The sequence below is a fragment of the Capnocytophaga gingivalis genome (assembly GCF_002302415.1).
Taxonomy (GTDB): domain Bacteria; phylum Bacteroidota; class Bacteroidia; order Flavobacteriales; family Flavobacteriaceae; genus Capnocytophaga; species Capnocytophaga gingivalis.
Genome location: NZ_CP022386.1, coordinates 1528743 through 1542799 on the forward strand (window position 1 = coordinate 1528743; position 14057 = coordinate 1542799).

Annotated in this window: 16 protein-coding genes and 1 tRNA gene; 7 read left to right on the top strand and 10 right to left on the bottom strand. The window is 38.2% G+C overall.

Translation table 11 applies throughout. The features are described from left to right. Window positions 1–42: 42 nt before the first annotated feature. The 8 genes from CGC50_RS07320 to CGC50_RS07355 form a co-directional block, all read right to left on the bottom strand. Window positions 43–720, bottom strand: a complete 678-nt coding sequence (locus CGC50_RS07320; protein ID WP_095910259.1) for a hypothetical protein — start codon at window positions 718–720, stop codon at window positions 43–45. A 20-nt stretch (window positions 721–740) separates the two neighbouring features. After that, window positions 741–1088 carry a hypothetical protein gene (locus tag CGC50_RS14295; protein ID WP_317045618.1) on the bottom strand — a complete coding sequence of 116 codons (348 nt, stop codon included), beginning with the start codon at window positions 1086–1088 and terminating at the stop codon, window positions 741–743. Window positions 1089–1487: 399 nt separating this feature from the next. After that, window positions 1488–4493, bottom strand: a complete 3006-nt coding sequence (locus CGC50_RS07330) for a leucine--tRNA ligase (protein ID WP_095910261.1) — start codon at window positions 4491–4493, stop codon at window positions 1488–1490. A 67-nt stretch (window positions 4494–4560) separates the two neighbouring features. Then, window positions 4561–5100, bottom strand: a complete 540-nt coding sequence (locus tag CGC50_RS07335; RefSeq protein ID WP_095910262.1) for a hypothetical protein — start codon at window positions 5098–5100, stop codon at window positions 4561–4563. A gap of 32 nt (window positions 5101–5132) precedes the next feature. Beyond that, entirely contained in the window at window positions 5133–5576 is a 444-nt protein-coding gene (locus tag CGC50_RS07340) for a hypothetical protein (RefSeq protein WP_095910263.1), read from the bottom strand. Window positions 5577–5783: 207 nt separating this feature from the next. Further along, entirely contained in the window at window positions 5784–6353 is a 570-nt protein-coding gene (locus tag CGC50_RS07345; RefSeq protein ID WP_095910264.1) for a hypothetical protein, read from the bottom strand. Window positions 6354–6450: 97 nt separating this feature from the next. Next, a complete protein-coding gene (locus CGC50_RS07350) occupies window positions 6451–7047 on the bottom strand; it encodes a 50S ribosomal protein L25/general stress protein Ctc (RefSeq protein ID WP_002666921.1) in 597 nt (198 codons plus the stop codon). 21 nt (window positions 7048–7068) lie between these two features. Next, on the bottom strand, window positions 7069–8013 hold the full coding sequence (locus CGC50_RS07355; RefSeq protein ID WP_002666875.1) for a ribose-phosphate pyrophosphokinase: 945 nt from the start codon (window positions 8011–8013) through the stop codon (window positions 7069–7071). Between the two features lie 169 nt (window positions 8014–8182). On the opposite strand from CGC50_RS07355, the gene CGC50_RS07360 reads away from it, so the two are divergent. Beyond that, a tRNA-Leu gene (locus CGC50_RS07360) sits at window positions 8183–8262 on the top strand. A 61-nt stretch (window positions 8263–8323) separates the two neighbouring features. Next, a complete protein-coding gene (gltS, locus tag CGC50_RS07365; RefSeq protein ID WP_095910265.1) occupies window positions 8324–9586 on the top strand; it encodes a sodium/glutamate symporter in 1263 nt (420 codons plus the stop codon). Window positions 9587–9791: 205 nt separating this feature from the next. On the opposite strand, the gene CGC50_RS07370 is transcribed toward gltS, so the two are convergent. Next, window positions 9792–10328, bottom strand: coding sequence for a DUF488 domain-containing protein (locus CGC50_RS07370; protein WP_095910266.1), 537 nt, complete (start codon window positions 10326–10328; stop codon window positions 9792–9794). 40 nt (window positions 10329–10368) lie between these two features. Between CGC50_RS07370 and CGC50_RS07375 the strand changes: the two genes are divergently transcribed. Both CGC50_RS07375 and CGC50_RS07380 read left to right on the top strand, forming a co-directional pair. Further along, window positions 10369–10812 (top strand): DUF2262 domain-containing protein, encoded by a 444-nt coding sequence (locus tag CGC50_RS07375; protein ID WP_095910267.1) that lies wholly within the window; start codon window positions 10369–10371, stop codon window positions 10810–10812. Between the two features lie 9 nt (window positions 10813–10821). After that, a complete protein-coding gene (locus CGC50_RS07380; RefSeq protein ID WP_232781060.1) occupies window positions 10822–11070 on the top strand; it encodes a hypothetical protein in 249 nt (82 codons plus the stop codon). On the opposite strand, the gene CGC50_RS07385 is transcribed toward CGC50_RS07380, so the two are convergent. Next, a complete protein-coding gene (locus tag CGC50_RS07385; RefSeq protein ID WP_095911318.1) occupies window positions 11060–11872 on the bottom strand; it encodes a KilA-N domain-containing protein in 813 nt (270 codons plus the stop codon). The genes CGC50_RS07380 and CGC50_RS07385 overlap by 11 nt on opposite strands. A gap of 77 nt (window positions 11873–11949) precedes the next feature. On the opposite strand from CGC50_RS07385, the gene CGC50_RS07390 reads away from it, so the two are divergent. From CGC50_RS07390 to CGC50_RS07400, 3 genes are all read left to right on the top strand, one after another. Further along, on the top strand, window positions 11950–12420 hold the full coding sequence (locus CGC50_RS07390; RefSeq protein WP_095910268.1) for a hypothetical protein: 471 nt from the start codon (window positions 11950–11952) through the stop codon (window positions 12418–12420). A gap of 42 nt (window positions 12421–12462) precedes the next feature. Then, window positions 12463–13128: a hypothetical protein gene (locus CGC50_RS07395; protein ID WP_232781061.1), complete on the top strand. Its 666-nt coding sequence runs from the start codon at window positions 12463–12465 to the stop codon at window positions 13126–13128. Between the two features lie 74 nt (window positions 13129–13202). Further along, window positions 13203–14033: a hypothetical protein gene (locus CGC50_RS07400; RefSeq protein WP_095910269.1), complete on the top strand. Its 831-nt coding sequence runs from the start codon at window positions 13203–13205 to the stop codon at window positions 14031–14033. Window positions 14034–14057 lie beyond the last annotated feature (24 nt).

Consider the following 14057-nt stretch of genomic DNA (forward strand, 5'->3'; position numbering starts at 1 on the left):
ATAAGGGTACGAACCAGATCATGTAAATTATGTCCATAGTTACTATAATTTGAGTTTTGAGTATTGTTCAATGATTTGCAAGAAATAAGAGAATCCTCCTCTAGGTAGGCCAAGGGTTATTCTTTGGGGAGCTTTGAGTTGTACAAAAATACTATCTTTACCACGACTACAGTTTACTTCGGTTACTTTGGCAGGGTCAATTTCCTTGATGGTAAAAAAAGAAAAAACATACAACTGATGGTTACATAATACAAAGGGTGGACTATATTTGCTTGTGAATGACAAACTATCTTTTACCCTGAGGAGGAGCTCAAAATCATCATCGCTCATTTGTTCTAAAAACATACACAAGGCTTTTGCTTTGCGTTTTTTTAGGTAAATGATCAGGTAATGTGCCAAGAAAAGAACTAGTAAGATCATCATCATATTATTAGAGATTGGTATAACTAGTTTGCCTGTTTCCTCATATCTTTCTTTGATTATCAAGGTTATAAAAAAACACAGAGGGAGGTAGAATATTATTAAGAGAATAGCATTGAAATACTTGTGGTAGTTGTGCACCTTCTGCATATAGGCTTGGCGCTTCTGTGAGAGTTGGCGAGTGGGGCTAAAGAGTGCTAATCGCTTTTCAAAAGCATTTTTGCGCACTACTATCAAGTAGAAAAAGAGTAGTTCGAAAAGCAATAAAGGCAGAAAGTATGTGAAGGAAAGTGAGTCCATAGTTTATTAACAATATTGTTCTAGCTTTCTATTTGAGCATCAGGACTATATTTCTTGATAATCTCTACCAAAATAGGATATATATTCCTATACAAGGAAATTGTTGTAGATGTTGTAGATTTGATGCGTACAAGTATATTTCCTCCCCTAGCATAAGTAAAGCTTACTTTTTTTATACTTTCAGGGTTAATTTCTTGAACAACAAACCCAAAAAAATACAATCTATCTTTACAAAGTATAAAAGGAGGAAAGTATTTAAAAGGATATGATTTTTTTTGTATATCTAGCAATAGCTCAAAGTCACTATCACTCATCTGTTCTAAGAGTAGTTGCTGTTTCTTTATATTTTTGGCAAAAAAACGATACATTAGATAAATGCACAAGCATTCTATTAGTATTATGAAAATTGTAAAAAGAAAGATAATAAGACTATCGTTCACATCTTGAGATAATAGAAAGACGAATATAATCATTAATGGGAGCCCTGTTAATAGACCTATAATTATGCTCGCTTTTTTGAAATATCGTTCTGCCCCATTAATATATTCTTGTCGTTGGTGAGGAAGGTATCGAGGAGTATGGTAGGTTAAGCGTTTTTCGAAATCACCTTTTCGATTTATAAAGGTGTATAATACAAAAATAACTATAAGTATAGGTACTATAAGTAAAATCATCGAGGTATTCATAGTTGTAATTCATTTAAATTTTCTGACATATAATTAGGGGTTAATTTTTAGATTCTAAAAACTAACCCCTGAAATTTATTACTAACTCACTATATTAATAATCCTATTAGGCACTACAATTACCTTTTTAGGGGTGTTGCCTTGTAGCTGTTCTGCGGTTTGAGGATCGGCGAGGATGGCTTGCTCTATCTCTGCCACACTCATACTGGTAGCATAGGCGCGTTTGAAGCGTACTTTGCCATTGAACGATACAGGATACTCCTTGCTGTCCTCTTGCAAATACTTATCCTCGTGTACGGGATAAGGTGCATAAGTTACACTTTCGGTATTTCCAAGCCTTTTCCAGAGCTCTTCGGCGATATGTGGAGCGAAAGGAGCTACCAGTACCGCAAGAGGCGCTAAAACGTCTCTATGGTGGCATTTTAGCGATGATAACTCATTCACGCATATCATAAACTGACTCACCGAGGTATTGAATGAGAAATTCTCGATATCTTCATTTACCTTTTTGATGGTTTTATGCAGTGCTTTGAGCATCTCGGGTGTAGGGGCTTCATCGGTTACTTGCCAACCGTTGTCATTGAAATACAAACGCCATAGCTTGCGCAAGAAGTTATATACCCCCGAAATACCTGCTGTGTTCCAAGGTTTAGCTTGTTCCAAAGGTCCTAAGAACATTTCGTAGAGGCGCAATGTATCAGCTCCATACTGCTCGCAAATATCATCAGGGTTTACCACGTTGTATTTGGATTTCGACATTTTTTCGACTTCTCTTTCTAAAAAGAATTTACCCTTTTCATTCTTAATAGAATTCTTCTCTAAATTAATAAGACGAAAATCTTGGTTTGTCTTTTTAAAATCAAGTTCATTATCTATTGAAACATAATCAATAGGAATGTGTAGAGTTAGGGGTTCAAAAGAAAAGCCTTCTAATTCTGTTTCATCTAAAAACTCTAGTTCATACTTCTGTATTAGATTATCTCTCAAATATGGAGACAATCCAACAAGAGGTATTGTTGTGTTTTTCTTAGGTATTATATCATTTGATACAAAAATATTCTTTGACTTAGAAGCAAATTCTTTAAGTTTTTCTAAATTCTCTTCTTTAACATTTGGAATAATAGGTTTTGCCCATATTGGAAAGGCACTCATCCCCAATATCATCCCTTGATTGATGAGTTTTTTAAATGGTTCTTCAGTAGGAGCAAAACCGCGGTCTTTGAGGAATTTGTTCCAGAAACGAGAGTACAAGAGGTGCCCTGTGGCGTGTTCGCTACCCCCTACGTAAAGGTCTACGTTTTGCCAATAATCTACTACGGCTTTGGTAGGGAAGGTTCCACGTGCGTCTTTTTCCATCATATACTCTAACCAATACCACGAAGAGCCTGCCCAACCTGGCATCGTATTCAATTCTAATGGGAATACGGTTTGGTTATCAATAAGTTCGTTGCTCACTACTTTGTGGTTTGCGGTATCCCACGCCCAAGCAGTGGCGTTGCCCAACGGTGGGTTACCCTCTTCGGTAGGGAGGTATTTCTCTACTTCGGGTAGGAGAATAGGGAGGTGCTCCTCGCCTATCATCTGTGGCAAGCCGTTTTTATAATATACTGGGAAAGGTTCGCCCCAATAACGCTGACGTGAGAAAACAGCATCGCGGAGACGGTAATTCACCTTGGCTGTACCTGCTCCTTTAGCTTCTAAGGCTGCTAACATTTTGGTAACTGCTTCGCCAAAGTTAGTGCAACCATTGAGAATGTCAGAGTTTTGGTAAGTCATTCCCTCTTTGTCGGTAAAGGCGTTTTCTGAAATATCTTTATCGAAAATGTTAATCACTTCGGGCATTCCTTTGGCTCCCTTGAAGTGTTTAGCAAAGGCATAATCGCGGTCGTCACCAGCAGGCACTGCCATTACAGCGCCCGTACCATAGCTTGCCAATACATAATCGCCTATCCAAATAGGGATTTGCTTGCCGGTAAGTGGGTGTACCGCATACGCCCCTGTGAAAGCGCCTGATACGGTTTTGGTATCCGCCATACGGTCGCGCTCTGAACGTTTGGCAGTAGCTGCTATATAAGCCTCTACCTCAGCACGTTGCTCCTCTGTAGTGATTTGCAATACTAAGGGGTGTTCGGGGGCAAGGGTAAGGTAAGTAACGCCGAAGAGGGTGTCGGGGCGAGTGGTGAAGACCTCAACTTTGTGCTCGCCTCCGGCGAGCACAAAGTCGATAGAGGCTCCAACTGATTTTCCTATCCAGTTGCGTTGACTTTCTTTGATGCTCTCACTCCAATCAATGGTGTCTAAGCCTTGCAAAAGGCGTTCGGCATAGGCGGTGATGCGCATACTCCATTGGGTCATCTTCTTGCGGATCACAGGGTGACCGCCACGTTCGGATACACCATTGACGATTTCATCGTTGGCCAGTACAGTTCCTAAGGCAGGACACCAGTTTACTTCGGTTTCTGCCAAATAGGTAAGTCGGTATTTTAGTAAATGACGTTGTTTGCTTTCAGCTGTCATTGCGTGCCATTGGGCAGCAGTGAAGGTTGGGGTATCGTCGTCACAGGCAGCATTGACCTTGCTATTGCCTTCTGTTTCAAAGAGAGCGATAAGCGTTTCGATAGGCTCTGCCTTGTCGGTTGCGTTGTTATACCACGAGTTGAAGAGTTGTATAAATATCCACTGGGTATGGCGATAATAGTCGGGATCGGAAGTTTTGACCTCGCGACTCCAATCGAATGAAAAGCCTATTTTATCAAGCTGCTCGCGGTAACGAGCGATGTTCTGCGCGGTAGTAAGGGCAGGGTGTTGCCCTGTTTGTATAGCGTATTGCTCGGCTGGCAGACCGAAGCTGTCATAACCCTGAGGGTGCAACACATTGAACCCTTTGTGACGCTTGTAGCGCGCCACGATGTCACTGGCGATATACCCCAGTGGATGCCCTACGTGTAAGCCCGCCCCTGAAGGGTAAGGGAACATATCAAGCACATAGTACTTAGGTTTGTCACTGTCGTTTTGAGCTTTGAAAGTCTGGTGTTCTGCCCAATATTCTTGCCAAAAGGCTTCTATTTCTTTGTGATTATAGGTCATATTAGTCGTTAGTTTTTAGTTGTTAGATGTTAGTTCGGGGCAAAGGTAGTAATAATTTGTTGGTTCTTTAAGCTAATTCTAAAGATACAATCTCTGCTTTTTCTCCATTTTCAGTTTCACAGACGATAGAGATATAGTCAAAGCCATTTCTTTTCACTTCTTCCCAAGGGATATTTTCTCCATTAATAAGGGTTACTCTATCTTCTTCATCTACTTCATAATCTTCTTTTTCTTCTTCGTAATCAATAGAATACCCAAAATCTATATGAATCTTGCAAGGAGCAATATTGTATTTTACCAAAGTTCGTTTTTCAACTTCTTCTGGGTCAAATTCCTCACAAAACATTGCATTATAGCCGTGTCGGTAGCCATCAAAAAGCAATATTTCTTCACCTGTTTCTGTATCTTTGGCTACTATTTTACAAGGAATTCCAGTTTTATTATCTACAATACAAGGGAGTTTTTTTCTCTTTACTTCAAATAAATCTCCATAATAATACACTTCAAAGAGTGTATTTCCATTTTTCGATTGTATATCCACAGAGAGATAATCGCCTGATTTTACATTACAAGCGTTTTCACTTAAGTAGGTAGGAACTTTTTGCATATACAAAATTATTTAGAGTGTATGTTATATTTTTATTTAAAATTCCATTGTCTTTGGAAAGTTGCTTTTTCAAGAAATTCATCAAAGGTATCAGCTACTAATTCGGTATAAAGGTCATCATATATTACCCACACACTATGATTTTCGGGGTGGAAGAAAAGTATACCGCCATCGGAAACACCAAAGGCAAAAGCTGTTTTTAGAACTTCAACTGAAGGAAGTTTGTCTATACTATTACCTTCTATTGATTTGTAGAAAAAGTCTTTTTGTGCAAGTAGTCGATAAGTAGGAATCAGCTTTTCACCATTATCATCAGTTTCACGGGTAAGAGAGAAAAAACCTTGTATTACATAAACTCTTTTAGGAAGAGTGGGTTTCTTACGGCGTGCATATTCGTAGAAAAAGTTAGATTTTTCAGGAATAGTAGCAAATAAATCTCGGTAGGACTGGGGAACATTTTGCTCTTGTATATTCATTTTATAATGTTTTTTTTATTTGTATTTAAAATATGAAAGGTTTATTACTTGACCCTACACCCCATTTTTACTTAAGTAGGAACTTTTTGCATATACAAAATTATTAAATGTAAAGTATAATTCTTAATTTGTCAATTTTCTAATTAGCAAATTTGCCAATCATTGTGCAAAGGTAGTGATAATTTGCCAAACAACCAATAATGGAATTTAATAATAGACAATACTCCTTGTGTTGTGCCTTACGCAATGGGGATTGGTAGTATCCTTTTTGTGAATCCAATTGCCGTGGTCATCATACTCATAGGTAGTGGTAGGTGAAGAGCGCAAAATACCATTTTTGTAAGAACCTGTAAATGTACGGATTTGCTCTGTGTAGGGCACTTTACGATTCTGCTCAGTACGTTCTATTTCTTTCTCTATGTGTTCCTCTTCACCTCTTTTGTAGTGATAGGTTTTAGTCTTTGTTATTTTATCTTGTTTGTAAAAATAAACTTTGAGGGTTATTTTCTCCCCTTTATAGGAATAAAGATGCTCTTGGAAGGAGTCTTCCCAAGCATACCAAATGTTCTTTACTACATCTCCTTGAGTGTCAAACTCAGTAATGCATGTCCATTCAACATAGTCTATGCAAGCAGCACACCCTCCTGAATAGGAAGTAGTAGTGGCTTTTACTTGTTTTACTTTTCCTTTGAGGTCATACTTTTCCCAATCAGTTTGTTGGGCTTGCAAGTTGAAAACAAATGTTAGGAAGATAAGCAGTAAAAATAGTTTTTTCATAGTGGTTTATTTTCCGCAAAGGTAGTGATAATTTGTTAAAAAACAAACAGGCTACCTGAGAAGGACAGCCTGTTTTGTTTTATAAAATGATAACAGCTTATTTTTTCTTCTTACCATCAGCTTTAGCAGCTTCTTGAGCGGCCTTAAGAGCGGCACGAGATACACGTACTTGGCATACTACGGTATTGTCCGGATGCATGATTTTGTACTTTTCTTGTGCGATCTTAGTGATGTAGAGACGGTTACCCATTTCCATCCAAGAGATGTCTACAGGGACGAAGTCAGGCAAGTTCTCAGGTAAGGCTTTTACTTTAAGCTTACGGTTTACGATGCGGAGAGTACCCCCTGCCATAACCCCAGGAGCAGTACCTACGATCTGGATAGGCACAGCTAAGGTGATTTCTTTGTCCTTGTGTAGTTCATAGAAATCCACATGGATGATGTTGTCCGTAACAGGGTCAAACTGAATGTCCTGAAGGATAGCGTTGTAAGTCTTTCCTCCTAATTCAATCGTTGCTGTATATACATTAGGAGTATATATCAACTTTTTGAATGCTAAAGCATCCGCTGAAAAGTGAATGGTACTATTCCCTCCGTATAACACGCAAGGAACCTTTCCAGCATTACGTAAGGCCTTGCTTGCTGCTTTGCCCACGCTTTCTCTTTGAGATCCTACGATTGTAATCGATTGCATAAAATATATTAATTAAAAAATTTACATAATGAATTTGTCACTGATAGAGACATGTTGGTGTACGGAGTGCATCACATCAGCAAAGAGTTTTGCACAACTGAGTACATGTATTTTCTTTGTTCCCTCTAGGTTGTGAGGAATAGAATCAGTTACGATAATTTCCTCCATAGGAGAATTTTCTATTCTTTCTATAGCATTGCCACTAAGGATAGCATGGGTACATACCGCTCTTACACTAAGAGCCCCCTTTTCCATCATAATCTCAGAGGCTTTGGTAAGAGTACCTGCAGTATCAACCATATCATCTACCAGGATCACATGCTTGCCTTCGACCTCTCCTATAAGATCCATTTTCTCAATCACATTGGCTTTCTTGCGCTGTTTGTAACAGATTACCACATCGGAGTTCAGGAACTTGGCATAGGAATGAGCTCTTTTGGAGCCTCCCATATCAGGAGAAGCCATACAGAGATTTTCAAGGTTGAGCGACTTGATATAAGGCAAGAAAATAGTAGATGCATAGAGGTGATCTACAGGTATTTCAAAGAAGCCTTGTATCTGATCTGCATGTAAATCCATGGTAATGACACGTGTTGCACCTGCTGTTTCAAGCAGATTGGCTACAAGCTTGGCAGCTATAGGGACACGAGGTTTGTCCTTTCTGTCCTGCCGTGCCCAGCCGAAGTATGGAATGACCGCAGTGATATGCTTGGCAGAAGCGCGCTTAGCAGCATCTATCATCAGCAGCATCTCCATAAGGTTCTCCGAGGAGGGTTGGGTGGATCCAATCAAGAACACACGCGTTCCTCGTACAGATTCTTCAAAAGAAGGTTGAAATTCTCCATCACTGAAATGAGAAAAAATAATTTTCCCCAGCTCAATGCCATATTCTTGTGCGATTTTGCTTGCCAATTCGGTGGATTGAGTACAAGCAAAAATCTTAACGGCTGGCATAGAATATTCCATAAGTCAAGTGATTATAAGTATCTTAGATTTTTTTTATTGCGTATTACGAATGCCTTATAAGAGGTTGCAAAGATATAAATTAAAAATGACTCTTGAAAAAAAATTTTATTCTTTTTTTGCAGATTCAAAAAATAGTTGTACTTTTGCACTCGAATTCATAACACTACTTGCCTGAGTGGCGGAATTGGTAGACGCGCACGACTCAAACTCGTGTTCTTCGGAGTGAGGGTTCGATTCCCTCCTCAGGTACAACAATCCTCTTACTACTAAGAGGATTTTTTATTAACTTCCATCAAACACTTTATTTGTTATGAATACAATCATTGTCAATCCCTATTATACGCTTATTGCAGCGACTTTGGTATTGCTCATTGGGCGATTGCTTGTAGGGAAAATCAAACTACTTCAGAACTTCAACATTCCAGAACCTGTAGCAGGGGGCTTGCTCATGGCTTTTTTAATCTATATGCTATATATAGGTACGGGACTTTCCTTTGAGAATGGAATCCATATGGGGCAAGGACTCTCTTTGGATTTTGACAAAAGTCTACAAGATACTTTTATGCTTATCTTTTTCTCCTCCATTGGGCTAAGTGCTGACTTCTCTCGCCTAAAATCAGGAGGTGTCGGTTTGTTTATCTTTTTGGGAGTGGTAGCTCTTTTCATTGTGATACAGAACCTTGTAGGAGTGAGCTTGGCTACTGCTTTTGGGCTCAAGCCTATTATAGGGCTGATGACTGGTTCTATCACCCTTACCGGTGGGCATGGTACTGCTGGTGCATGGGGAAAGGTATTAGAACAAAAATACAGTATAGAGGGGGCTACAGCCTTAGGAATGGCAGCTGCTACCTTTGGCTTGGTATTAGGAGGGCTTATAGGAGGTCCTGTATCGCGCCGATTGGTCAATAAGATGGGTAGAAAGCCCCTCACAGAACCTGGTGATGAGAGCTCCGAAGCAGAAGTAGGAGTATTCGAACATCCGGAAAAGCAGCGCCTTATCACTGCCAAATCGGCCATAGAGACTATGGCGCTCTTTGCTGCCTGCTTGTCCTTCTCTGCCCTGATGGATACCGATTTTGTCAAATCTTTTTTCCCAGAAAAATTCACCTTACCTCAGTTCATATGGGCTTTGCTCTTTGGGGTAGTTCTTCGTAATGTGCTGACTTCAGCTTTCAAGATTAATATGTTCGATCGTGCCATTGATGTATTTGGGAATGCTTCTCTGAGTTTGTTCTTGGGTATTGCTCTTTTGAACCTCAAGCTCTGGCAGATCATGGATTTGGCCTTGCCAATGTTGGTAATCCTCGCTGTACAGACCTTTGTGATGAGTACCTATGCGTACTTTGTTACCTACCGCCTTATGGGCAAGGACTACGATGCCGCTGTATTGGCAGGGGGGCACTGTGGTTTCGGTTTGGGAGCAACCCCTACTGCTGTAGCCAATATGCAGTCTATCACTGAGAAATTTGGTCCTTCGCATAAGGCCTTCCTTATCGTGCCTATGGTAGGAGCTTTCTTTGTCGATTTTGTCAATGCTTTTATTCTTACAGGGTTTTTCTATATTTTGGGATAGTGAGCAGTGAAGGGAAAGAGGCTGTCCGAAAAGTCTTATTCATGAAGGGCGATTTGCAAATCGTCCCTACGACAGAACCTAAAACTACTGATTTTTCAATAGAATAAAATTTTAAAATATTCGATTTAAACTTTGAAAAATAATGTTTTAGACTTTTTGGACAGTCTTTTTTAAAAGGCTTGTGTGGCAGTTTTTGAATAAATAGTTAGAGCCCTAAAATGGCTCCCTCGTCATAATACACTACCTTATCTCCCATAATTCGCGCAGGAGCAGTGTATTTGTGAGGCTCGTCCTTACCTATGGCCATGATGTGGTCTACTTGCCAGCCTTTGGCTTTTAGGTAATCCGATATCATAGATCTATGACAGCGCCACCAGAGAGCTTCGGCACACATATAAGCGGTGGTTTCTCTTTCGGCAATGGCTACAAGCTCAGCAATACCTTTTTCAAAATCAGGTGTCTCCATATAATCGGCATAGGCGCGGAAAGAGGCGTTGTGCCAGCGGGTATTCTTGGAGTCTTTGTTCACTCTGCGTCTGCCTCCTAATAGTGGCAAATGAGTATAAGCAATGCCAACTTGGGGCAATACCACTTCTAAATTTTCTTTGTTGAATTGAGGGTATTTGTTAGAACCTGGCAGTCCCCTGACATCTACTAAGTGCTGTATCTTAAAGGATTGCAACATTTCTGTAAACTCTTCTAAAGTATGAGTGGAGTGTCCTATGGTATATATTTTCTTCATAATAAAAAAATAGTGAATTATCCTTATAAAAAACAAACTTATGAAACAATATAAAATTACAGATTTTACACAGCACACTGACGACCCTACTTCTTATGATGGGATGGTGGTTATCAATGGAGAAGAATTAAGGGTGGACATCATCCTTGAAGATGAAGGCGAAACTGAAAAGATAGAACAGCAGATGAACTACTTTTTCAGTGAGATAGACACCCTGTCAAAAAAAGCCAAAGAATGTATTGCCGAGAAATATTTAGACCTGTACAATAGCAATTGGCGTTTTGGCGATGATGACGAGGATGATCCTGATAAACCTGAGCTCACCAAAGAGGAATTTATGGAAAGTCTTAGCTTGCAGAGTCTCTTGTTTTACAGCGAGGATATAGAAGTTTTCTTTGATGACAACGATATGTTCTTGGGGCACTCACTTATCGCCTCAGAGTTTGACGGTGAGAATTTCAATGATGCCCAAATGTTTGGATAAAGAGTAGGGGTGAATATCATCACTCCTCTTTTCAGTTTTGTGATGGTGGTTGCGATGATTGTGAGTATAGGGTGCCAGACCTTAGGGTCTATCATAATTGCTACTTTGCGCGGGGTGGTATTCATCGGTATAGGGATGCTTATTTTGCCTACTTTTTTAGGTGAACGAGGCATTTGGCTAACTCTTGTGCTTTCGGAAGTACTCACTTTGGCAGTAAGTATATTTCTCGTTCGAAGATCGGTAGTGTTTAACGAATGAGTTTTACTTGGTGGGCTATAAGTGTTTTCATTTGAGCAATAGCGGTTTTGTTGAGTTCCACTAAGCGTTCAGCTTGTGAGAGCCCTTGCCGAATAAGTAAAGCATTGATACTCTCTAAATTGCTCAATACAACCAACTGTTCTAAGGTAGCCTCATCACGAATATTACCTTCCTTATTAGGGTATACTTCCCGCCACTCTTTGGCAGTGATACCGAATAGAGCAATATTCAATAGGTCGGCTTCGTCTGCATAGATAAGTTGCATTTGTTTTTTGGTAATTTCTTTAGGAATAAGGTTTTCTTTGATTGCATCGGTATGGATATGATAATTGACCTTGGCGAGGGTGCGTTGCAAGTTCCATTCGAGCTTTAAACGACTGTTTTCTTCTTCTTTAAGACGCTGGAATTCTTTGATAAGAAATATCTTGAATTGTGGGCTAATCCACATACCAAATTCAAAGGCTATATCAGGATGAGCATAAGTTCCTCCGTACCTACCTGTTGTAGCTTTTAGCCCTATTGCATTCGTCTTTTCAACCCATTCTTTTACACTGATTTTATAACTATTAAGTCCCGCTTGACTTTTAATTATGGCGAATTCGCCATAATTAAAACTGGGATTATATACACTTTCCCAAATACCTAAATATTCTACAGTATTTCTGTTACGTAACCAATCAGATATAAAGAAATCACCATCTTTGGCTTTTAGCATATCGGTAAGAGAAATATATTCTTTGCCCTTGCTTTCAATAATAGTTATTTCATTGCCTTGTACATTGAGCTTTTTGCTTTTTGACATATTAGAAAAGTTTTTGAAAGTACAAAGATAATGAAAATCCATCAATTTTCCTTATCTTTGCCACAAAAAAGAATATTATGAGTTTAGAAACGATCATTACCCATTACAGAAATCGCTTAGTGGCATTGCCCGATGCCATACTTATAGGCGAAATCCCCGAAGGTGCTAAAAATATTTCCCCAGAGGTGTTACAACTCATAGCCCCTGCACATTGTGCTTTTTTAAAACTTTGCAATGGTGGCTCTTTTGGCGATATCATTCTGTGGAGTACAGAGGAACTATTAGATAACCAATACCGCATCCCTGCCGAACAGCCCTCGTGGTATGAAATAGGGCAGTTATTGTATGAACCTCTTTTCCTTGATAAAGATACCCAACACGTAATTTTCCCTACTGATAGTTATGAAGGTATTGAGGAGATTGATGTTGATTTTGATACTTTTGTAAAGGAATACATCTTTGGCAGTAAGTACAAGGAAAAAATTATAGGTTATGACAATGCCGATGATGATTGGTCTGGATTTTTAAACAATTCTTCTATATGTTAAACCGCTATATAGTGGAGTTACAGGGCATAAAAACATCAAAAAATGGATAAGGAAAAAGCAATTATGGAGGTTTTATATTCTAAATATGGATCTATTTTAGAAAAGTATGGTTATAAACCTAATAAAGCGAAAAACAAATACAGCATCAAAACAAAAAACAGTCTATCAGAAGTTAGTTTTCTTTTTTCTAAACGCAGTAATATCCTGCATCTTGTATATTCGTATACAGATTTGAAAGCAGGAAAATTACATATAGATATAGAAAACCAAATCCGTATGGAAGAGGGAAATAATGCGCTTAAATTTCTGCGACCCACCTTTATCATCACCGATTGGAAAGATATCTTTACCTTGTATGGTTATGACTATCGCAAAATGACAGGTTGGTTCACTTCAATTGAAACTATTGAACATTTGGAGGAAAAAACAAAAAATACATTTCCACAAGCCTTAGAAATAATCATTGATTTAGATGAGAAATTTAAAACATTGGATGGGATATTAGATGTTTTATGGAAAAAAAATAGCTTAAATGAATATATGGATGTTTATGATGCCATCAATATATTGGTAATAAACAAATTAAAAAGTGAAGAAAATCTATTAGAATCCTATCAAAATATCATTTCTTGCTCCCAATATAAAAACCTCTCAGAGAACGCTCAACGAGAAATTACAAAATATTTCAATACCCTGAAAAATAGCTAATTCCTTATACTAAAAAGAAACATTTCACAGCTCCCCTACCCTTACACCAATGAATTAAAAAATAAGTTTTTCGTATGCAAATAAAGTATTTTCCTGTAAACTCTAAAAACTCTTATGTCGTTTTTGAAAATAATGACAAAATAGAAGAATTAGAACCTTTTATGAAGGAAAACAAGCTATCACGTGTTATTTTCTCAGGATTTTTAGGGTATAGCAAATCTGTTATTCCCTTCAATGAGAACATAGATTTGATTGAAGAAATTTCCATTCAATGCTCAAACATAACTGATGTAACCTCTCTTTATCATTTAAGTAACATTAAAAAAATCAGTATAGAAGAAAATGTGGCTCTTGCTCATCTGTTTGATATTAGAAAAATAGCCCAACTCACTGATTTCTTTACCGATGACACGCTTAAAATAGACGGTTTTTTTGACCATCCTACATTGAAACAGCTACACATAGAGCCTAAAAAAACAAAAAAATTAGACATACATAACGAAAATAATATTTTAGAAAGCCTTAGCATTGCCAATAGTCATATACTAGATTTATCCAATTGTAAGAAATTCACCAACCTAAAAGGTTTATATATAGCTTATTTGCCTAAAATTGAAGATATTAACTTCATTTTAGATATGCCTACACTCACAGATATTGAAATATGTTCCTGCAAAAAAATTGACAACTTGATTGCTACACTTGCCCAAAAAAATAACTTAGAAAAACTAACTCTTTGGAATCAAGGCAATTTAGACAGTATCATTCCGTTATCAAAATTAGAACATCTGACCACCCTCAACATTTGGGAGCAAACCAAAATTATTGATGGAAAGATTTCATTTTTGGAAGAAATGCCAAATCTAAAAAAAATAGATATAAGAAAATATACACACTACCACTGAAGCTAATTTGCTAATTAGCAAATT